The organism is Sphingopyxis flava, assembly GCF_900168005.1.
Taxonomy (GTDB): domain Bacteria; phylum Pseudomonadota; class Alphaproteobacteria; order Sphingomonadales; family Sphingomonadaceae; genus Sphingopyxis; species Sphingopyxis flava.
This window is the reverse complement of the sequence record NZ_FUYP01000008.1, coordinates 99,377-121,507: the sequence shown is the minus strand read 5'-3', so window position 1 is coordinate 121,507 and position 22,131 is coordinate 99,377. Positions and strand designations below refer to the sequence as shown.

Below are 22,131 nucleotides of genomic sequence, written 5' to 3'. Positions count from 1 at the left end.
CAGTCTGGACCGCACGGCCAGTCGGGTCAAGCGGTGGCCAGGAAGCGAGCAATCGCCTCGCCGAGCGCGGGCTCGGTCACGCTCGACATGTGCGTGCCCGGGATCATCGCAAGCCGCGCATCGGCCAGCGCCGCGACGAGTTCCTCGGCCGAGCCATTGTCATGGTCCTTGTCGCCGCACACAACGAGAACCGGCATCGTCAGCGCCGCGAGCGCATCGGGGGCCGTGTCGGTGAAGCTGTCGAGCAAATGCCCAGCGGCGATGCGGTCGACCTTCATCGTCTTCATGAACTGGACCGACAACCAGACATCGTCCCCGCGCTTCGCGCTTTCATATTCGGCGATCACGCGTTTGAAGAACTCCCCGCGGCGCTTCCACCCGGCGAGCCCCGCAAGTCCCATCCCCCCGAGAATCAGCCGCCTGGGCGACATCCCGGCGAGGACGGCGCGCACGCTGGTCCGGGCGCCGAGCGAGAAGCCTCCGAGGTCGAAATCGGAAAGACCAAGATGGGCGACCAGGTCTTCTAGGTCGTCGACGAGCACGTCGGGCGGAAAATGTCCGACATCGTGCGGCGCGGCGCTCGATCCATGGACACGAAGGTCTGGCATGATCACCCGAAAGCCCTCGGCCGCAACGCGCTCGGCAGTTCCGAACTTGATCCAGTTGACCTCCGCGCTCGAAAAGAGGCCGTGGAGCAGCACCACCGGTGCCCCCTCGCCCGTTTCGCGCCACGCCAGCTGCACGCCGTCGCGCGCCTCGAAAAATCGTGCTTCTATCGCCATGGAGCGTTACTAGGCGCCGACGGGGCGGCGGCGCAAGGCACGAGTCAGCCGGAGCGAGCCTCCAGCCCCTTCTGCTCCATACGCCAGCGCGCCATGTCGATGCGATCCTGCCCGAAGAAGGGCTCGCCGTCGAAAACGAGCGTCGGCACGCCCCAGTGGCCGGCAATTTCGAGCGCCAGCTGGTTGGCGGCGATTTCCGTATCGAGCGCCTCAGCGTCGCGCTCGGCTTCTGCATCGAGTTCGGCGAGGTCGAGCCCCGCGCGTTTTGCGGCGCCAGCGAGATGGTCGCCAAGATGCCAATTCTGCACTCCGCCCCAGATGAGCTGCGCCGCCTCATCACAGAAGGCGAGACTCTTGCCGCGGCGCGAGGCCGCCTGGCCGAGCCGGGTGAGGCGATAGATATAGGGCTGCTCGGCAGCAATCTCCCGCGTCTTCACATTCTGGACAATGGGGTCGGGCCGTGGCGGCCCGAAGGGGATGCCGTGGAACTGCGCGACGCGGATCATGTCGCGCATCGTGTAGCTCAGCCAGTTAGGATGGTTGCGCTCGAAAAAGTCGGGCTGGCGGATCGCGAGCGGATAGACGGGACGCAAATTGATGTCGAGCGCATGGCTCGCAGCGAGCGCGCGATAGCGGCCGATTGCAAGATAGGAATAGGGCGATCGAAAGGACCAGAAGAGGTCGGCAGTGAGAGTCATGGCGGTATCCTGCCCATATTGCGGCCGGGCGCAAGTGTCGGAGCACCTTGCTCCGGAAGAGAAGGTCATCGCAGCGCAGTGTCAGAAGCGCCGGGCATTCTGTTGCCCATTATAGCAATTGCTATTATATGCCCTGCCATGAACGAGACGATCGGTTTCCTGATGAACGATACCGCGCGGCTGTTCCGCCGGGCGTTCAACGCGCGCACGAAGGGCAGCGGGGTAACCGCGCTCCAATGGCGGCTGATCAGCTATCTGAAGCGGCACGAGGGCATCCGGCAGGGCCCGCTCGCCGAATTGATCGAGGTCGAGCCGATCACCCTCTCGCGCATGGTCGACCGGCTGGCGGAGGCGGGGCTCGTCGAGCGCCGCGCCGACCCCGCCGACCGGCGCGCCTGGCGGCTCCACCTCACACCCCGCGCGCGCGATCTTCTCGACGTCATGCGCCAGACGACGAACCGGCTGAACGAGGAAGCCACCGACGGACTGAACGATGCCGAACGGGAACAACTGATCGCGCTCGTCGGGCGCATCCGGTGCAACCTGTCGCGTCGCGACGCGCACAACGAGACCCAAGCAGAGGCCGCAGAATGACCCAGCTCTCCCCATCCCGTCCCAAGGCCGAAGAGGCCAAGCCGCCTCGTGCCGCCCCGAAGGCCGATCCGGTGCCGCCCGCAATTTCCGCACCCGCCCTTCCCGAAAGCGATGCGAAACCGAGCTGGCATGCGCGCGCACTGATGTTCGGCGTGCCCGCGGCGCTCGCGATCGCGGGCGGCGTCTGGTGGCTTGCGAGCGGCGGGTCGGTGTCGACCGACAACGCCTATGTCCAGATGGACAAGGTGTCGATCGCGGCCGAAGTCGGCGGGCTGATCACCGAAGTCGCCGTGCGCGAGGGTCAGGAGGTGAAAGCAGGAGACCTGATCTTCCGTATCGACAGGCGCCCTTATAAATTGACGGTCGCGCAGGCGGGCGCTGCAATCGACGCGGCAAAGGTCGATGTCGGCAATCTGTCGGCCAGCCTCGCTGCAACGCAGGTCAGTATCAAGGCGGCCCAGGAAGATATCGCCTTTGCCGAGGCCAATTTCCAGCGGCAAGCGGCGCTCATGGACAAGGGGTTCACAACCAAGGCTGCCTATGACGCCGCGAAGCACGCGGTCGAACAGGCGCGTGCACGTCTGGCTCAGGCCCGAGCCGACGCGGCCGAAGCCCGCGCCAAACTCGCGACAGGCGCGAGCGGCACCAATCCGCAGGTCGAGGCCGCGCGCGTCCAGCGCGCGCAGGCCGAGGTCGATCTGGGCCGCACGGAGGTGCGCGCGCCAAGCGCGGGCCGGGTTGCCGAGTCGGATCGGTTACAGGTCGGGCAAATGATGGTGGCGGGGCTGCCCGCGGTCACCTTGGTCGACACAGCGCATCCATGGGTCGAGGCCAATTTCAAGGAAACCGACCTTGCTGACATGTGCATCGGTCAGCCGGCCGAAATGCGCTTCGACGCCTATCCGGGGCTCGTCGTACGCGGCCATGTCCAGACGATCGGGGCCGGAACCGGGAGCGAATTTTCGGTGCTGCCCGCTCAGAATGCGACCGGCAACTGGGTCAAGGTGACCCAGCGCGTCCCCGTTCACATCGCGTTCGACGAAGTGCCAAGGCGTGCGATGATCGCCGGCCTGTCGAGCGAGGTAAAGGTGATCACGTCGGGCGGCTGCAAGTAGACGGCGGCCGCGACCATGGCCAGCCGCGCCTTTTCCCGCCGCAGCGCGCCCGCAGCGACCCGCGTCCACGCAGATCGGCCGCTCCACGAGCAGGTCCGCTACCGCGGCCTGCTGACCGTTGCGGTCATGGGCGCCTCGGTGATGCAGATCCTCGACACGACGATCGCCAATGTCGCCATTCCGCATATGCAGTCGAGCCTCGGCGCAACAAGCGAGACGGTGAATTGGGTTCTGACGAGCTATATCATAGCCTCGGCAATCGCAATGCCGATCACCGGCTGGCTTGCCGACCGCATCGGGCGCCGCAATCTCTTCCTAGCCTCGGTCATCGGCTTCATCATCACGTCGATGGCCTGCGGGGCGGCCCAGAACCTCGAGCAAATGGTGGCCTTCCGCTTCCTTCAAGGAGTCAGCGCCGCCTTCATTGGCCCGCTGTCGCAATCGGTGATGCTCGATATCAATCCGCCCGAGCGCCACGCGCGCGCGATGTCGATCTGGGGCATGGGGATCATGGTTGGTCCGATCATGGGGCCGATCTTGGGCGGCTGGCTGACCGAAGCGGCCAACTGGCGCTGGGTGTTTTACGTCAATCTGCCGGTGGGGCTCGCAACGCTTGCGCTCATGTGGGCGCTGCTGCCCGCGACACCGCGTCTCGACCGCAAGTTCGACCTGTTCGGTTTCTCGATGCTCGCCCTCGGGCTCGCCGCGCTACAGCTGATGCTCGACCGCGGGGCGCAGAAGGACTGGTTCGACAGTGCCGAGATCTGGATCGAGGCCGGCGTCGCCGCCGCCTGTTTGTGGATCTTCCTCGTTCACCTCCTGACGGGGCGCAACACGCTGTTCGACCGCAAGATGCTCGCCGACCGCAACCTGCTCATCGCGCTCGGCTTCATGGTGGTGAGCGGCATCGTCATGTTCTCATCGATGGCGCTGCTTCCGCCGATGCTCCAGCGGTTGTTCGGTTGGCCGGTGATCGATACAGGCTGGGTGCTCGCGGTGCGGGGCATCGGTATCTTTATCAGCATGTGGATTGCCGGACAGTTGCTGGGGCGGATCGACGCACGCTGGCTGGTCGGCTCGGGGTTGCTGATCGCTGCCTACTCGCTTTACCAGATGAGCCAATGGTCGCTGATGATGGGCGCCTGGCCGGTCGTGGTCAGCGGGCTGGTTCAAGGGCTCGGCATGGGGCTGATCTTCATCCCGCTCAACACCATGGCCTTCGCAACGCTGTCACCCGCTCACCGCACCGACGCTGCAAGCTTGCTCAATCTTGTGCGCAGCGTCGGTGCGTCGGTGGGCATTTCGGTGGTGACGACGCTGCTCGGCGCGAATACCCAGCGCAGCCATGAGGATTTGGCCGCGCATATCACGAGCAGCGCAGTCCCGCTGATCGACCCCTCGACCTCCGACCGCCTTGGCGCGCTCGGCGCGAGCGCGATGGCCATGGTGAACGCGGAGATCAACCGGCAGGCGGCGATGGTCGCCTATATCGACGATTTCTGGGCAATGATGTGGGTGACCTTGCTCTCGGTACCGCTCGTCATGCTGCTGCGCCCGCCTGCGCGCGGTGCTCCGAAGGCGTCGGCAGCGGATATGGGGCATTGACGGAGGGGTCCGGCGACCGTCCTATCTGCGGCGAAGCGGCGGCGGACGATGTCACCGTGCCCAGTTCAGCGCCCGGCGCAGCTCGGAGGCGCCGTTCGAGGCATGGGGCAGACCGTGCGCCATGATGATGCGCTCGCAGGGCCAGGCGAGGATCGACGCGACCGCTGCGCGTACGGCGCGCCGTTTGGGCCAGAATGTCACACGAAGGTCGATCGGCGCCCTACCGTGCGGCGCGGCGGCCCCTGAAAGGCGGATCAACCATCGATAGAGCCGATGACGCACGCGCGCCGGCTCGAAATTCTCGATCAGGTCGGCGAGGATCACTGTGCGCGATGCGGTGTGAAAGAAGACCGCCTCGTTGACCGCGGTGCCAGGGACCAGCACCAAGGCGATCTCTTCACGCGGCCACGGCGCGCCACCCTCCAGCACCGCATCGACCCGGAAGGGGCGTTTGGCCCTTTCAGCGAGCCTCGGCACCGCGGCGGTCCTCGCGCGGGGATAGCGCTGCTGCCAGTCGGCGACGTACCAGTAATGGATGCTGTTGGGTGCGACGAGCCACGTCACGGGCCCCAGCAGGTCGACCGCGGCGAACAGCGCATCGTCTGGCTCAATCGGCGAATGAAGCCAAAGACCGCCGTCAGCGAGCCGTACAACCGTCATTCGCGTCGGGAAGGGAATCGAGCCGAAGGCATAATCCATGCGGATTTCGGGCCCATCGACGGTCCAGATCGCTTCCCCAAAGGGCTTGGGAACATTAAGCGGCGCGTAGGGCGTGAAGCTCTCCATCGTGCCGCAGCCTATCAGCAAAGCGGTGGCGGGTCCAAATCTCCCCCTGGTGCCGCGTGACGCACTGGCGGCGAGCAGGGCGCATTGGCTGCGACGTTTGGCATGTCCACCCCGCGGCAATGCCCCTGGCTTGCGGCCCGCCGCGAAGCCGCGGCAGAGAGGATGCAAGGGGGCAGCGCCCCCGCGCGCGCCCTGATCAACCCTGCGGGCTGCAGCCTCCCCACCGCTGGGCGGCAGGGAGGCCATCGATCGTGCCTCGCTCAGGAGTCTCGATGCAGCAAAATAGCCTCGTCTCTTCGGAAAGAGCGGTCAGGAGCCTACCCCTTCTTGAGGTGCCGGCGGCCGAGCAATTCGGCGATCTGCACCGCGTTCAGCGCCGCACCCTTTCGAAGATTGTCGCTGACGCACCAGAGATTGAGGCCGTTTTCGATCGTCGCGTCCTCGCGGACGCGGCTGATGAAGGTCGCAAAATCGCCGACGCATTCGACCGGGGTGGTGTAGCCGCCATCCTCGCGCTTGTCGTGAAGCACGACGCCGGGAGCCTCGCGCAGAATGCGCTGCGCCTCCTCGGCCGACAGCTCATCCTCGAGTTCGATATTGATCGCCTCGGAGTGACCGACGAACACCGGCACGCGCACGCAGGTCGCGGTGACCTTGATTTTGGGGTCGAGGATCTTCTTCGTTTCGACGACCATCTTCCATTCCTCTTTGGTCGAGCCATCGTCGAGGAATTTATCGATGTGGGGGATGACGTTGAAAGCGATCTGCTTGGTGAACTTCTGCACGTCCTTCTCGTCGCCGACAAAGATCTGGCGCGTCTGGTTCCAAAGTTCGTCCATGCCGGCCTTGCCGGCGCCCGACACCGACTGATAGGTCGAGACGACGACGCGCTTGATGGTCGCGGCGTCGTGAAGCGGCTTCAGCGCGACGACCATCTGCGCGGTCGAGCAATTGGGGTTCGCGATAATGTTGCGCGCCTTGTAGCCGTCGATCGCATCGGGGTTCACCTCGGGCACGATCAGCGGCACATCGGGGTCCATCCGGTAAAGCGACGAATTGTCGATCACGACGCAGCCTGCCGCGGCTGCTTTGGGCGCATAGATGGCGGTCGCGTCGCTGCCGATGGCGAAGATCGCCATGTCCCAGCCGTTCCAATCGAAATTCTCGATATTCTGGCATTTCACGGTGCGCCCCGTGTCGCCGATCTCGACCGCTTCGCCCTGGCTGCGCGACGAGGCAACGGCGGCGAGTTCGGCGATCGGAAATTCACGCTCGGCGAGAATGGCGAGGACTTCGCGTCCGACGTTGCCCGTCGCACCCGCGACGACGATCCGGTAACCCATGAATTTGTCCTTTGATGCTGGTGTCTGAAACGAAAAACGACCGGTTTCGCGCTTTGGCGGAACCGGTCGTTTTGGAAAGCTGTTTCGGCTTTGTCGGGAGAAAGCTCTCCTTAGCCTTCGCCGGCTTCCGACCGGTAATCGCGGCGCTCCGCAATACGCGCCGATTTACCGGTGCGGCCCCGCAGATAGTAGAGCTTTGCACGACGGACGGCGCCCTTGCGGACGACGGTAATGCTGTCGATGTTCGGCGAATAGAGCGGGAAAACGCGCTCGACGCCCTCACCGAACGACAGTTTGCGCACGGTGAAGTTCGAGCCCATGCCCTTGTTCGAGCGCGCGATGCACACGCCCTCGAAATTCTGAACGCGGGTGCGTTCGCCTTCGACGACGCGCACGCCGACACGCAGCGTGTCGCCGGGACGGAAGGTCGGAATGTCTTTGCCAGCCTTGGCGATTTCTTCGGCTTCAATCGTCTGGATGAGGTTCATGGCCCCTAGTCCTTCTTCTGTTGCCGCGCGCCAGAGGCAGGTCGGTCCCGAGCGCCCTCATGGCGCTCCCAAAGGTCCGGCCTGCGTAACCGTGTGTCTTCCTCCGCCCTTTGTTTCCGCCAGGCGGCGATCTTCGCATGATCCCCCGATCGCAGCACTTCGGGGATCGTGCGCCCTTCCCATGTAGCAGGTCGGGTATAATGCGGATATTCGATCAGACCGTTCTCGAACGATTCGTCGTCTCCGCTAGAAGCCGCGCCCATTACGCCGGGAAGCAGCCGAATGCAAGCGTCGAGAAGCAGCAGCGCCGCCATCTCTCCGCCCGACAGGACTATGTCGCCCATCGACAGCTGCTCGATAGGGCGCGCGTCGAAAATCCGCTCGTCGAACCCCTCGAACCGGCCGCAGAGGATGATCGCCCCGGGACCCGCCGCGAGACTGCGCACCCGCGCCTGGGTGACGGGGGCGCCGCGCGGCGTCATCGCGAGCAGGGGCAGCCCCGGATGCGCGGCGACCGCATGGTCGATCGCGCGGCCCAGCACGTCGGCCTTCAGCACCATCCCCGCGCCGCCGCCCGCGGGCGTATCGTCGACGGTGCGGTGCCGGTCGATGGCAAAGTCGCGGATCTGCACCGGCGCGCACGCCCATGTCCCGCTCTCGAGCGCGCGCCCCGCCATGCTGTGGCCCAGAGGCCCGGGAAACATGTCGGGATAAAGCGTCAGGGGAACGGCGGTGAAGGTCATGGGTGCCTGCGCCCAATAATAAGAGAAGCAATAAGAGCGGCCGCACCGAACGATAACAGCACGGCCACGAGCCCTATCGTCGAGCCTGCCATCAGCATGCCGCAGACATCGATCCCGCATCTCCCGGGCGCCCTCAGGCCCGCGATGAACGAATGAAGAAATGCGAAGGCGAGGAGCGTAACCAAGGGTCCCGGAACAAGTGAGGCCGACAGATGCACAATGCGTCGTTTCGACCAGCGAGGGCGGAAGTTGGCGAGACCATAGCCCACTATTCCGGACGAGATCGCGGATCCCAGCAGCAGGGTGAGAAACGAGATATCTGACATCGCTGGCAGTCCTTTCTTGGCTCCGCCGCCGAAGCCCACTCGCATCATGGCAGCGGCCGCCATAGCGCCTCGGGCAGGATGTGGCGATCCTTCTCGATCTCGGCGTGCAGCCATTCGCGGAAGCGTTCGATCTTGCGCACGCCGACCCGGTTTTCGCGGTGGACGAGCCACATGCCCGACGCCTCCGACACATAGAGGGTGTCGAAGGGCTGTACGAGGCGCCCGCTCGCGAGTTCGGCCCGCCAGTAGAGCGGCGTCATCATCGCGACGCCGAACCCCGCCTGCACGGCGCTCGCCTCCTGCAGCTGGCTGTCGAGCTCGATCCCGCGCCGCGATGGAGCCGGGGGCGTCGCGACCCCCGCGGCGGCGAACCAGTCGGCCCACCAGCTGTCGTTCGGGGCGAGCCGCTGGACGCGCAGGAGGTCGGCCGGCTCGCGGATGTCATGCTCCGCGATGAAGGCGGGCGAAGCGATGGGGGCCAGATATTGGCGCATCAGGAAATCGGCGCGCAGACCCGGCCAATGCCCCCCGCCAATGCGAATTGCGACGTCGACATTCGATGCATCGAAATCCACAAGCACATTGCTCATCGCCATGCGCACCGCGAGGTCGGGATATTGCAGCTGGAAGCTGCCGATCCGGGCGCTGAGCCACGTTCCCCCGAAGCTGGTCGCGGCGTTGATCGTCAGCACCTCGGCCTCGTCGCTGTCGAGCGACGCGAAGGCATCGCCCATCGAGGCGAAGGCGGCGCGGATCGCAGGGAGCAGCCGTTGCCCCGTCTCGGACAGCCGCACCCGGCCCTTTTCCCGCACGAAGAGCGCATGACCGAGCCGGTCTTCCAATTGGCGGATCTGATAGCTCACCGCGGCCTGCGTCATCCCGAGCTCTTCGGCAGCGCGCGAGAAATTCTCCAGTCTTCCAGCAGCTTCAAAGGCCCGGATGGCGGCAAGAGGCGGCAGTCTGGACATCGGCACTCTATAAGCCAGCCTTATGATATCCCGCAAAGCTTTTGTTGGCCCATTTGCCGCGCGAGGCGCATTCAGAGGCCATCACGCAGCAGGAGACAATCGATGCTCGACGAAATGTGGATGCGCGGCTGGGAAGAAAACCACGGCCGTTTCAGCGCCGACCTCGACCGCGGCTTCGGAAAAATTGCGCAGGCGTGGCGCGACTGGCGCGGCCGCAGCGCACGCCCCGTGACCAGCTCCAAGCCCTGCGCCGGGGCGCACTGAGACGGACGGAAATCCCGTCGACCGTGCCGCTGCGCGCGCCGCACGCCGGCCGCTCCCCCTTGCGGCGGGATTTCCGTCCAACCGCTATCGAACGAAAGACCTATTCGGCGAAAGCCGCGGCGACGATGATCCCCGCGTCGCTCCATTCGGGCACCGCTTGCGGGGTCATCGGCACCATGAAGCGCTTCGGCTTCTTGCCGGGCTCCGCCGGCCGCTCGACCTCGAGGATGTCGCCGGCCCCGAAATTCTCGACCCCGACCACAATGCCCAGCGCCTCGCCCTCGGTCGAGGTGCAGGCAAGGCCGATCAGGTCGTGATGATAATATTCGCCGGGGCCAAGCGGCGGTAGCGCCGAGCGCGGCACGGTGAGCAGCGTCCCGCGCAGCGCCTCGGCCGCCGCGCGGTCGGTGATTTCGCCAAAGCGCGCAACCGCGCCCTGGTTCGCGGGTCGAACCGCTTCCAGCGTCAGCTTGCGCTCACCGGCGTCGAACGTGGAAAAGGCGCGCAAGGCGTCCGCGCCTTCCCCAAACAGTTTGAGGCGCACCTCACCCCGCACCCCATGCGCGCCGGCGATGGCGGCGAGGGTGACAGGGCGGTCGCGATGCGCCAAGGCTTAGCCTTCGGCCTTTTCTTCGCCAGCGTCTTCGGCCACCGGGCCGCCTTCGGCGACTTCCTCGGCGATCGCAGCCGCGTCCTCGGCGGTCGCTTCGGCCGGGACGTCTTCAGCCACGGCGTCGGCAACGGCTTCAGCGGTCTCCTCGCTCTTCACCGACCCGGTCGCGTCGGACTCGGCGGCTTCGGGAGCAGCAGCTTCTTCAGCGGGAGCGGCGGCGGCTTCCTTCGCAGCCTCTTCGGCCTCGGCCAGCTTCGCAGCCTTCTCTTCGGCGCGTTCCTTGGCCTTTTCGCCCGGCTCACCCTTCTTGGGGTTGTTGCGCGCGGCGCGTTCCTTGATGCCTGCAGCGTCGAGGAAGCGGGCGACGCGGTCGGTCGGCTGCGCGCCCACCGAGAGCCAGTGGGCAGCGCGCTCGGTGTCGAGCTTCACGCGCTCGGGATTGTCCTTGCCGAGCAGCGGGTTGTAGCTGCCAATGCGCTCAATGAAGCGGCCGTCGCGCGGGCTGCGCGAGTCGGCGACGACGATCTTGTAATAGGGGCGCTTTTTCGAACCGCCGCGCGAAAGGCGAATAGAGGTAGCCATGATAATATCCTTCTAGTCTGAACTCGGTTGTCTTGGGTTATTTCTTTTTATTCATCAGGTTAGCGAGATCGGGTGGGATCGCTCCGCCGCCGAGACCGGGCAGGCTGCCCATGCCCCCGCCGCCGCCTAGTCCCCCGCCTCCAAGGCCCGGCATTCCAGGAATGCCGCCGCCCTTGCCGAACAGCGCACCGAGCCCCTTGAGCCCGCCCATCTTGCGGATGCGCTTCATCGCGGTGGACATTTCCTGGTGCATCTTCAACACCTTGTTCACCTGCTGCACGCTGGTCCCCGACCCGTTGGCGATGCGGATCTTGCGCTTGGCGTTGATGATTTCGGGCTTTGCGCGCTCCTTGGGAGTCATCGAGCCCATGATCGCATCGAAGTGGACGAGCATCTTGTCGTCGGCACCGCTCTGCGCCATCGCGGCCTGCGCTTTCTTGAGACCGGGGATCATGGCCGCGAGCGCGCCAAGGCCGCCCATGCGGCGCATCTGGTTCAATTGCGTGCGAAGATCGTCGAGGTCGAACTGACCCTTCGCCATCTTCTTCGCCATCGCCTCGGCCTCTTCGGCCTGGATCGTCTCGGCAGCGCGCTCGACGAGGCTGACGACATCGCCCATTCCGAGGATGCGGCCCGCGATGCGCGAGGGCTGGAAGAGTTCAAGACCGTCGAGTTTTTCACCCGTGCCCGCGAACTTGATCGGCTTGCCGGTGACCGCGCGCATCGAGAGCGCAGCGCCGCCGCGCGCATCGCCATCCATGCGGGTGAGCACGACGCCGGTTAGCGGCACCTGGTCGGTAAAGCGCTGCGCGACCTGCACCGCATCCTGGCCGGTCAGGCTATCGACGACGAGCAAGGTCTCGGCAGGATTCGCTGCGCGCGACACCGCTTGCATCTCGTCCATCAGCTGCTGGTCGACGTGGAGGCGGCCCGCGGTATCGAGAATCAGCACATCGAAGCCCTGCAGCTTCGCGGCCTGCATCGCGCGCTGCGCGATCTCGACCGGCTGCTGCCCGGCGATGATCGGAAGAGTCGCGACGTCGATCTGCTGACCGAGAACTGCGAGTTGCTCCTGCGCGGCAGGGCGATTGACGTCTAGCGACGCCATCAGCACCTTCTTGCGCTCCTTGTCCTTCAGGCGCTTCGCGATCTTCGCGGTGGTGGTCGTCTTACCCGACCCCTGCAGACCCACCATCATGATGACCGCGGGCGGCGTGACATTGAGGTCAAGCTCGGCGGTTTCAGAGCCAAGCATTTCGGTCAGCGCGTCGCTGACGATCTTGACCACCTGCTGACCCGGTGTGACCGAACGCAGGACATTCTGGCCGATGGCGAGTTCGGTCACCTGGTCGACGAAACTGCGCACGACAGGGAGCGCGACATCGGCCTCGAGAAGCGCGATTCGAACTTCGCGCATCGCGGCGCGCACATCGGCCTCGGTCAGCGCGCCGCGGCCGCGGAGCTTCCCGAAAACATCGCCAAGCCGATTGCTCAGACTGTCGAACATGTGGCCCAAAATCCCTTCTGACAGGCCGCAACGCAAAAGACGCCGGTGAGCGAAACCTCGCCAACCAGCGGCTATCCGTGGACAGATTTTCCCGTCGCGGATGTCGATATGCCCGCCCGCAAGATGCGGCCGAACGGGGCGCCTTTAAGGGAAAGCGGGCAAGAAGGCAAGTCTGCGCAATCCTGCGTGTCGCAAGCCCATGGAGCGCCGCCGGGCCCTCACTTAACGCAAATTTCACCGCTTGGGGTGCAAGGAGGTGCGACTGTGGGGACATAGCAATGAGAGCCGAAACGATCGTGCCGAAAGAATGGGATCGCAGCGAGGGGGCCAAGCGCGACATCGTCGCGGGCGGCATCGTCATCGCCGCCATCCTGCTGTTCGTCGGCACGGGCAGTAATGTGATGCAATCGGTGGTGCGCGCGCTTGCGGGAGCGGGTGGCGGCACCGATCGGGTGCTCGCGGCAACGCTGATCCTCAATATCGCGCTGATCCTGTTTGGCTGGCGCCGCTACGATGATCTCAACCGCGAAATTCGTGAGCGCACCCTTGCCGAGAAGCGGGCGCGTTTCCTTGCCGATACCGACCCCTTAACAGGCTATCTCAATCGGCGTGCGCTGCTCGCCGCCGGTCCCTCGCTGGTCGCCGCAGCGGCTGCCGAAAGGCGCCATGTCGCCTTGCTGCTCCTCGACCTTGATCATTTCAAGAGGGTGAACGACATCCACGGCCATGTCGCAGGCGATCATGTGCTGCAGGTCGCTGCCGAGCGGATCACCGCGATCCTGCCCCCGAACGCGACCAAGGCGCGGCTTGGCGGCGACGAGTTCGTCGCAATGATTGCGTTCGAACCCGCCGCGCGGCACCAGATCGATGCATTGGCCGCAGCGCTCGTGGCCGCGCTCGAAGAGCCGGTCGAATATGAAGGCCAGCGGATCCGGATCGGCAGTTCGCTCGGCATCGCTCTTGCGACCGGACAAAATGTGACGATGGAAATGCTCGTGCGCCAGGCCGACATCGCCATGTATCACGGCAAGGAGAAGGGCCGGCATCGCCACATCTGGTTCGAACCCGGCATGGAAATGGCCATGCAGGCCCGCAATCAGATTGAGACAGGCATCCGCAACGGCATGCCGCGCGGCGAATTCGTTCCCCATTTCGAACCGCAAGTCGACATCGCGAGCGGGCGGCTCGTCGGCTTCGAGATGCTGATGCGGTGGGATTCGCCCGAGCACGGCATGATCCCGCCCGAACGGTTCATCCCCATTGCCGAGGAAAGCGGGTTGATCGGCGAACTGTCGCTACGCGTCATTCGCGCCGCCATGGAGATTGCCAAGGGCTGGGACCCGTCGATCGTGCTGGCCGTCAACATCTCGCCCCAGCAACTGAAAGACCCCTGGTTCAGCCAGAAGCTGACCAAGCTCCTCGCCGAAACAGGATTTCCGGCAGGTCAGCTCGAAGTCGAGATCACCGAAAGTTCCTTGTTTGAGAATCTTGCCTTGGTGCGCTCGATCGTCACCAGCCTCAAGAATCAGGGCGTTTCGCTCGCACTCGACGACTTTGGTACCGGCTATAGTTCGCTGTCGCATCTGCGTGCGCTGCCGTTCGACCGGATCAAGATCGACAAGAGCTTCGTCGCGGCGATGCGCGGAAGCGCCGATGCGCAGGCGATTGTCGTTGCAATCGTCCGCCTCGGCGAAAGCCTCGGCATGCCGATCACCGCCGAGGGGGTCGAGGATTCTGCAACCGCGACCGAGTTGACGCGGCTCGGCTGCGCCAAGGGCCAGGGCTGGCATTACGGCCGCGCGATGTCGGCCGTCGACACCGCCGAAATGCTCGCCGAGCGCGGGCTCCTGCGGACGCCGCTCAAAGCCCGGAACGCCCCCGACGGCGAGAGCGCACCGCTGCGCAAGTCGGCGTAGGCACGTCGCGCCCGATATCGTAAGCAGACGAGGCTGCCCGTCCCGCCTCGCTAGACTTCCCGCCTGCGCGCCCTTACATGCGCGAACATGGCGGATCGCTTCACCAAAATGCATGGCCTCGGCAACGACTTTGTCGTCATCGATGCGCGGATATGCCCCGTCGAGATGACGGCGGCGCGCGCGCATGCGATCGCCGACAGGCGCCATGGTATCGGCTGCGACCAGCTGATCCTGCTCGAGCCGTCCGAGAAGGCCGATCTGAAGATGCGTATCTTCAACGCCGACGGCGGCGAGGTGGAGGCGTGCGGCAATGCGACGCGCTGCGTCGCGACGCTGATCGGAAAGGCTGCCGTGATCGAGACGCTGGGCGGCATGCTGCGTGTCAGCCCGGCCGATGGCGGCGCCGAGGTGACGCTGGGCGAACCCGCCTTCGATTGGGAGCAGATCCCGCTCGCAATGCCGATGGATACGCGTGACATGCCCGTTGCTTGGGACGAGCTTGAGCATGGCGCCGCGGTCAATGTCGGCAATCCGCATATTATCTTCTTTGTTCCCGAAGCCGATGCGGTCCCGCTCGCTGACCTTGGACCCCGGATCGAGACCGACCCCCTGTTTCCCGAACGCGTCAACGTCAACGTCGCGAGCCTCGATGGCGAAAATCAGCTGCAGCTGCGCGTCTGGGAGCGCGGGGTCGGGCTGACACAGGCGTGCGGAACCGGCGCCTGCGCCACCGCGGTCGCCGCGATCCGCGCCGGCCTTGTCCAGTCCCCAGTCACCATTTCGCTGCCCGGCGGCGATCTCGTGATCCGCTGGGCGGAAGGCGAGCCGATCGTGATGAGCGGCGCCGCGACGCGCGTGTTCGAGGGCGAAACTGACTGGGCGCGCTTCGGATGAGCGCTGCCGGATGCGTCGATGTCGTCAATTTCGGGTGCCGGCTCAACATCGCCGAGGGTGAGGCCGTGCGCGTCGCCGCGACGCGTGCAGATGCGGGCGACACGATCGTCTTCAACAGCTGCGCCGTGACCGAGGAAGCGCTGCGACAGGTACGGCAGGCCGTGCGCCGCGCACTGCGGGAGCGGCCCGGCGCCCATGTCGTGGTCACGGGGTGCGCCGCCGAGCTCGAGGGGCAGCGCTTTGCGGACATGGGCGCAAGGGTGGTTGCCAACGACGCCAAGAACCTCGCCGCGAGCTATCGTGCCGCCAGCGCGCCCCAACCGGGCGTGAAAGCCGACACTCTTCATCAGCCTCTTGCCCTCGACCAGACAAAGAACGGGTACACCCCAGCCCTCTCTGGCGCCGATCACGCCCGCGCCTTCCTGGGCGTGCAGACCGGCTGCTCGCACAGCTGTACCTTTTGCGCCACCGTGCTCGCCCGCGGCACCGCGCGCTCCTCGTCGGTCGAAGCCGTAGTCGATGCCGCCCGCACGGCGCTCGAGCGCGGCCAGCGCGAGATCGTGCTGACGGGGGTGGATCTTGCAAGCTATGGCGACGATATTGGCACCAGCCTCGCTGCGCTGGTCGCGGCACTGCTGGAGCTGCCCGTCGAGCGCCTGCGCCTCTCGTCGCTTGATCCTCACCGCCTCGACGACGCTCTTTTCGCGCTGATCACCGAGGAAAGGCGGGTGATGCCTCACGTCCATCTGTCGCTGCAGGCCGGCGACGATATGGTGCTCACGCGAATGAAGCGCCGCCACCGCCGCGCCGATGCAGTGCGTCTGGTCGAACGCCTCAAGACCGCGCGGCCCGACATTGCGATTGGCGCCGACCTGATCGCCGGATTTCCCACCGAGGATGACGAGATGTTCGCCAACAGCCTGGCCCTGATCGACGAGGCCGACATCGTCTTTGGCCATATTTTTCCTTACAGCCCGCGTGCCGGAACCCCCGCCGCGCGCATGCCGCAAGTTCCCCGCGCCGTGGCGCGCGAGCGCGCAGCGATCCTGCGCGAAGCCAATGCGCGGCGGCGTCATGCGTGGATGGATGCTCAAAAAGGCCTCCGGGCATCGATGCTCGTCGAGCGCGATGGTCTAACCGGACATGGCGAGACATTCGCCGCGCTCGCCCTCGTCGCCCCTGCGGCGCCGGGAAGCATCGTTCCGGTGCGCCTCTCCGCGCGAGACGGCGAGCGGATGATCGCCGAAAGGATCGCGGCATGAGCGGCGCAAGCTGGAGCGAGCGGCTATTCGGCGGTCTCAAGCGGACGTCGGAGCGGCTCGGCGAGAATCTCGCTGGTCTCACCGGCAAGTCGCGGCTCGACGACGAGGATCTCGACCGGATCGAGGAGGCGTTGATCACCGCCGACCTTGGGCCCGGGATGGCGGCGCGTATCCGCGACCGCCTTGCCGAGCGGCGCGACGCGGGCGAGGGCGATGTCGAACAATTGAGGAAGATCGTCGCCGGTGAGATTGCTGCCGTGCTCCGCCCGGTCGCCGAACCGCTGGAGATCGACGCCTTTCCGCGCCCGCAGGTCATATTGGTGATCGGCGTCAACGGCTCGGGCAAGACCACGACGATCGCCAAGCTTGCGCATCTCTTTCAGGAGCAGGATTATGGGGTCATGCTCGTCGCGGGCGACACCTTCCGCGCCGCCGCGATCGGGCAGCTGAGAGTCTGGGCCGAGCGGCTTGGGGTGCCGATCATGGCGGGAGCTGAGGGCGGTGACGCCGCGGGCATCGTTTTCGACGCCGTCAAGCAGGCAACAGCGACCGGCATCGACGTGCTCATCGTCGATACCGCGGGAAGGCTTCAGAACAAGCGCGAGCTCATGGACGAGCTTGCCAAGATCAAGCGCGTCTTGGGCCGCCTCAATCCGGCGGCGCCGCACGACGTCGTTCTGGTGCTCGACGCGACGACGGGACAGAATGCGCTTTCGCAGATCGACGTGTTCCGCGAGGTGGCAGGCGTAACGGGTCTTGTGATGACCAAGCTCGATGGCACGGCGCGCGGCGGCGTGCTCGTCGCCGCGGCCGAGCGCCACGGCCTGCCGATCCACGCGATCGGGATCGGCGAGACGATTGACGACCTCCGGCCCTTCGATGCCGATGAGATCGCGGGCATTATTGCAGGAAATATCCGATGAGCGAGACTTTCGACCAACTGCCCGCCGGCCCGGAGACGGTGCCCGCACCGCCGCCTGCCAAGCATGGCTGGCTCAACTTCGCGATCGATTTCGGGCCGCTGCTCATCTTCTTCATCACCTATAAATTCACCTCGGGCGGCGAGGGCGCCTTCGCGGCGACGGCGGGCGCGATCAAGGGCACGCTCGCCTTCATGGTCGCGATCGTCATCGCGATGGCGGTGTCGAAATGGAAACTCGGCAAAATTTCGCCGATGCTGTGGATGTCAGGCATCCTCGTTCTCGGCTTCGGGGCGCTGACCGTCTGGTTTCACGACGAGCGCTTCATCGTGATGAAGCCGACGATCATCTACGCCGGTTTCGCGGCCTTGCTCCTCGGCGGATGGTTCTTCAAGAAGCCGATGCTCAAATATCTGCTGCAGTCGGCGCTCGAGGGCGTGACCGAAAAGGGTTGGCTTGCGCTTTCGCGAAACTGGGGCCTCTTCTTTGCAGCGCTCGGCATCGCCAATCACGTCATGTACGAATTGATCCAGGCGGGCGAGATGAGCTTCGACCTCTGGCTGACGATCAAGGTCTGGGGCGTCACCGCGCTATCCTTCCTCTTCACGCTGACCCAATTACCGGTGATGATGAAGAACGGCCTTGCGGTGTCCGAAAGCGAAGCAAAATAACTCTCGCCGCTGGAAGGGCGGCGTTTCAACGCTCTTCGATCGCGGCCTTGTGCATCCGTCCGTTAAGCACATAATGCGCAACGCCGGCTTGCATCCCTGCGGCCTGCGCGTCGTCGATCTCGCGTACCCGGCGCGCGGGCGCTCCTGCCCATAGCTCGCGCGAGGGGATTTCCTTATGCTCGGTCAAGAGCGCGCCCGCTGCAAGCATCGCGTCACTTCCGATGTGGCAGCCGTTCATCACCGTCGCCTTCAATCCGACGAATGCTCGGTCGGCGAGTGTGCAGCCGTGCACCATCGCGAGATGACCGATGAGCACATCTTCGCCGATGATCGTCGGATAGCCGTCCGGGCGATGGGGCATCGGGCCGTCGCAGTGGACAATGCTGCCATCCTGGATATTGCTCCGCGCTCCCACGCGGATGTGGCTGACATCGGCGCGCAGCACGCAATTGTACCAGATGCTGACATCTGGCCCGATTTCTACATCGCCAATGATGCGGCACCCGGGGGCAATGAAGGCGCTGGGATCGATCCGCGGCGTCTTGCCATTCACGCTGATGATAGAAATGTCGCTGCGGGTCATTCGCGGCCTCCGATAAGATGTTTCCAGAGCAGGACGGGCAGCGTCGAGGCATAATCGTCGGTCCAGCGATCGAAATGCGCCCGCCCCTCCAGAGGCACCCAGGCGCCGTCTTCCTGCGCTTCGTCGCGCGGTCTGAGACCGCCGGTCAACTGATCCATACGCTCTTTCCTCGCGGTGAGCGCGACCCAGTTCGAAGCAGTGAGCGCGCTGTAGCTATCGTCGTGCCCCGCCGGGTCCATGCGAATCGCCGCCGCCCACCCACGCGCCTTTGCCTCCGTCGCGAGCACGGGTTCAAGATCAAAGAAGCGGTTCGAGATATGAATGACGAGAATGCCGTCGGGTTTGAGCGCGCGGGCGTAGATGCCGATCGCTTCCTTCGTCAGCAGGTGAAGCGGGATCGCATCGGACGAGAAGGCGTCGATCACGAGGATATCGAAGCGTCCGGAGGGTTGCTTGGCAATTTCCAGGCGCGCATCACCGATGATGATCGGCGTGTCTCCCGCACAGCGGGACAGGAAGGTGAATTTGGCGGGATCGCGGGCGATGCTGACCATCACCGGGTCGATCTCGAAAATCGTCCAGCGCTGCCCCGCCCGGCGATAGCAGGATAAGGTTCCCGCGCCGAGACCGACGATGCCGACCGACGCATTGGGTCCGGCGAGCCGGGCAGCGGCGCCCAGCGCCAAGCCGACCCCTGATTGGGGGCCGTAGTAGGTTGTCGGTTCGAGCCGATGCTCGGGGTCGGTGCGCTGGAGTCCGTGGAGGGTCGTGCCATGCGCAAGGCGGCGCTGCTGGTGCACGCGATCGTCGGTAACGGTGTACACACCAAAATAGCTGCGCACGCGCATGCCATGCCGGCCTTTTTCCAGCGTGTCGAGGCCGCCGATCCCGAGCATGAGCAGGATCAGGACCGGAATATAAGCCCAGCGCCATGCGATCACGAGCAGGCCGATCGCCAGGAGCAGCCCCGCCCACACCCAGCTCATTCCGCCAAGGGTGCCGTCCCAGGCAGACGCGAGCTGCCAGGAGGCGAAGACGGCAAGAAGCAGGAGCGCTGCGACATAAGGGGTGGGCCGCGCAATCTTCAGCCAATGATCCCACGGCAGCAGTGCAGGCAGCGGAAGCAATGCGGCGGCGGCGAGGACCAGAACCGGATGCTCGTACACCCAGTTGAAGAGCAGCGGCGCAGCGAGCGCGGCAAAGGCACCGCCGAGCACGCCGCCGGCCGACATGACCAGATAGAAGAGCGTCAGATGCTCGGGCGCGGGGCGCAGATGGTGGAGATAGCCATGCAGTGCAGTCGCGACGACGAAGAGCATGACAAGGCTCATCAGCGCGAGCAGCATCGTCCCGCCGCCGGTGCTGAGGAGCGCCTGTCCGCCCGTAATCAGAAGAAGCGCCGGGGCAATTGTCGCGAAGATCTGTTTGACCCCGTCGAGAGTGGAAAAGGCGATGACGAAGCTCAGAAGGTAAAGGCCTAGCGGGAGAACCCAGAGCAGCGGCATCGCGACGATATCCGTCGTGAGGTGCGTCGTCGTCGACAGCATCAGCCCCGAGGGAACCGCAGCGATCAGCAGCCAATGGATCTGCCGCCTGAGTGCAGGGCGCGGTTCGCGAGGCGCTTCCACGCCATGAAAGGTGGCTGCCGCGCCGCGCCAGCGTGCCGCGGCACTCCCGGCGACAAGCAGGAAAAGCAACGCATATCCGGCCGCCCAGCCGAGGCTTTGCGCGTCAAGCGGCATCGCCGGCTCCACCAGCGCGGGATAGGAAATCAGACCGGCAAAGCTGCCGAGGTTGGAGGCGGCGTAGAGAATGTAGGGATCGCCCGAGCGGCTATCGAGTGCGAACCAGCGTTGCATCAACGGCGCCTGCGCCGCGACAACGAAGAAGACGGGGCCGATCGACGCGGTGAGCAGCAACGGCACCCATAGCACCTCCTGCCCCGGCGCGGGCGGTGCGATCTGGGCGATTCCGATCGGCAACCAGAGGGATGCAACGAGCAGCAGCGCAATGTGAATCGCGGCTTGCCGCCGCACCGCGAAGCGCCCAAGCCAGTGCGCATAGGCATAGCCGCCGAGCAGCAGCGCCTGATAGACCAGCATTGCGCTGTTCCACACCATCGGCGCGCCGCCGAGCCGCGGCAGTACCATGCGCGCCACCATCGGCTGGACGAGAAAAAGCAGAAAGCTGCCGACGAGAATCGTCAGCACGAACAGCCAACGGTGCGGCGAAGCGGTCACGCCGCCTCCCGCGCGGCGCGGTGTCGAAAATAATGGACATGCGCACGCGAGCGATGCGTGCGGGCTCGCTTGAGCCCCAAGGTCGCGGTGCCGCCAGGGTCGATGCAGATTTGCTGGATGGGCGCGATGCCTTTGCGACGCGCCGCCCGCATGGTCAGCCCCTGGATCTCGATCATGCGCCGAGCAGCCGCGCCGCGTGGAGCGCGTGATAGCTGAGCACAGCCGAAGCGCCGGCGCGGCGGAACGCAAGCAGGGTTTCAAGAACGAGCGCGTCGCGTTCCCCGGCTCCCGCGGCCACCGCGGCCTCGATCATCGCATATTCGCCCGATACCTGGTAGGCGTAGACCGGAACCGCGAAATGCTCCTTCACCAGCCGGACGATGTCGAGATAGGGAAGCCCCGGCTTGACCATCACGCTGTCAGCGCCCTCGGCGAGGTCCTGGGCCACTTCACGCAGCGCCTCCTCAGCATTGGCAGGGTCCATCTGATAGGTCTTCTTGTCGCCCTTCAGGAGCCCGCGCGAGCCGACGGCGTCGCGAAACGGACCATAGAAGGCCGAGGCATATTTGGCGGCGTAGCTCATGATCTGGATATTGCCGAAGCCCTCCGCTTCGAGCGCTCTGCGGATCGCGCCGACGCGGCCGTCCATCATGTCGCTGGGTGCGATGATGTCGGCGCCTGCGCGCGCCTGGTTGAGGGCCTGCCCAACCAGCACTTCGACCGTCGGGTCGTTGACCACATAGCCCGCGTCATCGAGCAGCCCGTCCTGTCCGTGGCTGGTATAGGGGTCGAGCGCGACGTCGGTAAGGACGCCGATCGCGTCGCCCAGCGCATCCTTGATTGCCGCGGTCGCGCGGCACATCAGATTGTCGGGGTTCAGCGCCTCGGCGCCGTTCTCGCTGCGGCGATCTGCCTCGGTATAGGGAAAAAGTGCAAGACAGGGGATGCCGGCATCTACCGCATCCCGCGCGCGCTCGACGAGCAGATCGACCGACCAGCGCGACACGCCGGGAAGGCTCGCGACCGGCTCTTCGGTGCGCTCACCTGCGCAGACAAAGAGCGGCCAGATGAGATTGGCGGGCGAAATCTGCGTCTCGCGCACCATGGCGCGGCTCCAGCCCGTGCGGCGGATGCGGCGAAGGCGCAGGTCGGGGAATGCGGCGTGAGTCATCGCGCGTGCATAGCCGCGCTTTGCCGGCAGTGAAAAGGGATATTGGTCGCCGGATCATCC

Annotated in this window: 23 protein-coding genes and 1 pseudogene; 9 read left to right on the top strand and 15 right to left on the bottom strand. The window is 65.3% G+C overall.

The window, feature by feature from the left end:
• Positions 1 to 26 precede the first annotated feature (26 nt).
• Both B5X69_RS08520 and B5X69_RS08515 read right to left on the bottom strand, forming a co-directional pair.
• Positions 27 to 782, bottom strand: coding sequence for an alpha/beta fold hydrolase (locus tag B5X69_RS08520; protein ID WP_079638277.1), 756 nt, complete (start codon positions 780 to 782; stop codon positions 27 to 29).
• Positions 783 to 826: 44 nt separating this feature from the next.
• Entirely contained in the window at positions 827 to 1,480 is a 654-nt protein-coding gene (locus tag B5X69_RS08515) for a 2-hydroxychromene-2-carboxylate isomerase (RefSeq protein WP_079638276.1), read from the bottom strand.
• Between the two features lie 138 nt (positions 1,481 to 1,618).
• Here B5X69_RS08515 and B5X69_RS08510 point away from each other — a divergent pair, with 138 nt between their 5' ends.
• Genes B5X69_RS08510 through B5X69_RS08500 form a run of 3 tightly spaced genes read left to right on the top strand, consistent with a single transcriptional unit; the run spans position 1,619 to position 4,794 of the window.
• The gene (locus B5X69_RS08510; RefSeq protein WP_079638275.1) at positions 1,619 to 2,074 is read left to right on the top strand and encodes a MarR family winged helix-turn-helix transcriptional regulator; all 456 of its coding nucleotides are present in this window, start codon (positions 1,619 to 1,621) and stop codon (positions 2,072 to 2,074) included.
• On the top strand, positions 2,071 to 3,189 hold the full coding sequence (locus B5X69_RS08505) for an HlyD family secretion protein (RefSeq protein ID WP_079638274.1): 1,119 nt from the start codon (positions 2,071 to 2,073) through the stop codon (positions 3,187 to 3,189). Before B5X69_RS08510 ends, B5X69_RS08505 begins: the two co-directional genes overlap by 4 nt.
• A 15-nt stretch (positions 3,190 to 3,204) precedes the next feature.
• On the top strand, positions 3,205 to 4,794 hold the full coding sequence (locus tag B5X69_RS08500; RefSeq protein ID WP_079638273.1) for a DHA2 family efflux MFS transporter permease subunit: 1,590 nt from the start codon (positions 3,205 to 3,207) through the stop codon (positions 4,792 to 4,794).
• Positions 4,795 to 4,845: 51 nt separating this feature from the next.
• On the opposite strand, the gene B5X69_RS08495 is transcribed toward B5X69_RS08500, so the two are convergent.
• The 6 genes from B5X69_RS08495 to B5X69_RS08470 all read right to left on the bottom strand — a co-directional run bounded on the left by B5X69_RS08495 (position 4,846) and on the right by B5X69_RS08470 (position 9,448).
• On the bottom strand, positions 4,846 to 5,580 hold the full coding sequence (locus B5X69_RS08495; RefSeq protein WP_079638272.1) for a DUF4336 domain-containing protein: 735 nt from the start codon (positions 5,578 to 5,580) through the stop codon (positions 4,846 to 4,848).
• 317 nt (positions 5,581 to 5,897) lie between these two features.
• Positions 5,898 to 6,923, bottom strand: a complete 1,026-nt coding sequence (locus B5X69_RS08490) for an aspartate-semialdehyde dehydrogenase (protein WP_079638271.1) — start codon at positions 6,921 to 6,923, stop codon at positions 5,898 to 5,900.
• 110 nt (positions 6,924 to 7,033) lie between these two features.
• Entirely contained in the window at positions 7,034 to 7,411 is a 378-nt protein-coding gene (rplS, locus tag B5X69_RS08485) for a 50S ribosomal protein L19 (protein ID WP_053555131.1), read from the bottom strand.
• 5 nt (positions 7,412 to 7,416) lie between these two features.
• A complete protein-coding gene (gene trmD, locus B5X69_RS08480; RefSeq protein ID WP_079638270.1) occupies positions 7,417 to 8,154 on the bottom strand; it encodes a tRNA (guanosine(37)-N1)-methyltransferase TrmD in 738 nt (245 codons plus the stop codon).
• The gene (locus tag B5X69_RS08475; protein ID WP_079638269.1) at positions 8,151 to 8,543 is read right to left on the bottom strand and encodes a hypothetical protein; all 393 of its coding nucleotides are present in this window, start codon (positions 8,541 to 8,543) and stop codon (positions 8,151 to 8,153) included. The genes trmD and B5X69_RS08475 overlap by 4 nt, the downstream gene beginning before the upstream one ends.
• Complete coding sequence (locus B5X69_RS08470) at positions 8,525 to 9,448, bottom strand: LysR substrate-binding domain-containing protein (protein ID WP_079638268.1); 924 nt, start codon at positions 9,446 to 9,448, stop codon at positions 8,525 to 8,527. The genes B5X69_RS08475 and B5X69_RS08470 overlap by 19 nt, the downstream gene beginning before the upstream one ends.
• A gap of 102 nt (positions 9,449 to 9,550) precedes the next feature.
• Between B5X69_RS08470 and B5X69_RS21405 the strand changes: the two genes are divergently transcribed.
• Entirely contained in the window at positions 9,551 to 9,712 is a 162-nt protein-coding gene (locus tag B5X69_RS21405; protein ID WP_176141548.1) for a hypothetical protein, read from the top strand.
• Positions 9,713 to 9,812: 100 nt separating this feature from the next.
• Here the strand turns inward: B5X69_RS21405 and rimM are convergent, their stop codons facing one another.
• The 3 genes and pseudogenes from rimM to ffh form a co-directional block, all read right to left on the bottom strand.
• Complete coding sequence (gene rimM / locus B5X69_RS08465; RefSeq protein WP_079638267.1) at positions 9,813 to 10,322, bottom strand: ribosome maturation factor RimM; 510 nt, start codon at positions 10,320 to 10,322, stop codon at positions 9,813 to 9,815.
• Between the two features lie 132 nt (positions 10,323 to 10,454).
• Positions 10,455 to 10,907 (bottom strand): annotated as a pseudogene (rpsP, locus tag B5X69_RS08460) (30S ribosomal protein S16); the annotation flags it as partial.
• A gap of 37 nt (positions 10,908 to 10,944) precedes the next feature.
• Positions 10,945 to 12,414, bottom strand: coding sequence for a signal recognition particle protein (gene ffh, locus B5X69_RS08455; protein ID WP_079638265.1), 1,470 nt, complete (start codon positions 12,412 to 12,414; stop codon positions 10,945 to 10,947).
• Positions 12,415 to 12,692: 278 nt separating this feature from the next.
• On the opposite strand from ffh, the gene B5X69_RS08450 reads away from it, so the two are divergent.
• From B5X69_RS08450 to B5X69_RS08430, 5 genes are all read left to right on the top strand, one after another.
• Positions 12,693 to 14,330 carry a putative bifunctional diguanylate cyclase/phosphodiesterase gene (locus B5X69_RS08450; RefSeq protein ID WP_079638264.1) on the top strand — a complete coding sequence of 546 codons (1,638 nt, stop codon included), beginning with the start codon at positions 12,693 to 12,695 and terminating at the stop codon, positions 14,328 to 14,330.
• 87 nt (positions 14,331 to 14,417) lie between these two features.
• A complete protein-coding gene (dapF, locus tag B5X69_RS08445; RefSeq protein ID WP_079638263.1) occupies positions 14,418 to 15,224 on the top strand; it encodes a diaminopimelate epimerase in 807 nt (268 codons plus the stop codon).
• The gene (locus B5X69_RS08440; RefSeq protein ID WP_079638262.1) at positions 15,221 to 16,486 is read left to right on the top strand and encodes a MiaB/RimO family radical SAM methylthiotransferase; all 1,266 of its coding nucleotides are present in this window, start codon (positions 15,221 to 15,223) and stop codon (positions 16,484 to 16,486) included. The genes dapF and B5X69_RS08440 overlap by 4 nt, the downstream gene beginning before the upstream one ends.
• Positions 16,483 to 17,409 carry a signal recognition particle-docking protein FtsY gene (ftsY, locus tag B5X69_RS08435; RefSeq protein WP_053555141.1) on the top strand — a complete coding sequence of 309 codons (927 nt, stop codon included), beginning with the start codon at positions 16,483 to 16,485 and terminating at the stop codon, positions 17,407 to 17,409. The genes B5X69_RS08440 and ftsY overlap by 4 nt, the downstream gene beginning before the upstream one ends.
• Positions 17,406 to 18,077 carry an inner membrane-spanning protein YciB gene (locus B5X69_RS08430; protein ID WP_079638261.1) on the top strand — a complete coding sequence of 224 codons (672 nt, stop codon included), beginning with the start codon at positions 17,406 to 17,408 and terminating at the stop codon, positions 18,075 to 18,077. Before ftsY ends, B5X69_RS08430 begins: the two co-directional genes overlap by 4 nt.
• 25 nt (positions 18,078 to 18,102) lie before the next feature.
• Here B5X69_RS08430 and B5X69_RS08425 read toward each other — a convergent pair whose 3' ends face one another.
• From B5X69_RS08425 to hemB, 4 genes are read right to left on the bottom strand one after another with little or no spacing between them, the layout of a single operon-like run.
• Positions 18,103 to 18,660 (bottom strand): gamma carbonic anhydrase family protein, encoded by a 558-nt coding sequence (locus B5X69_RS08425; protein ID WP_079638260.1) that lies wholly within the window; start codon positions 18,658 to 18,660, stop codon positions 18,103 to 18,105.
• Positions 18,657 to 20,900, bottom strand: coding sequence for a spermidine synthase (locus B5X69_RS08420; RefSeq protein WP_079638259.1), 2,244 nt, complete (start codon positions 20,898 to 20,900; stop codon positions 18,657 to 18,659). The genes B5X69_RS08425 and B5X69_RS08420 overlap by 4 nt, the downstream gene beginning before the upstream one ends.
• Positions 20,897 to 21,076 (bottom strand): hypothetical protein, encoded by a 180-nt coding sequence (locus B5X69_RS08415; RefSeq protein WP_053555144.1) that lies wholly within the window; start codon positions 21,074 to 21,076, stop codon positions 20,897 to 20,899. The genes B5X69_RS08420 and B5X69_RS08415 overlap by 4 nt, the downstream gene beginning before the upstream one ends.
• Positions 21,073 to 22,071 carry a porphobilinogen synthase gene (gene hemB / locus B5X69_RS08410; protein ID WP_079638258.1) on the bottom strand — a complete coding sequence of 333 codons (999 nt, stop codon included), beginning with the start codon at positions 22,069 to 22,071 and terminating at the stop codon, positions 21,073 to 21,075. The genes B5X69_RS08415 and hemB overlap by 4 nt, the downstream gene beginning before the upstream one ends.
• Positions 22,072 to 22,131: the final 60 nt, after the last annotated feature.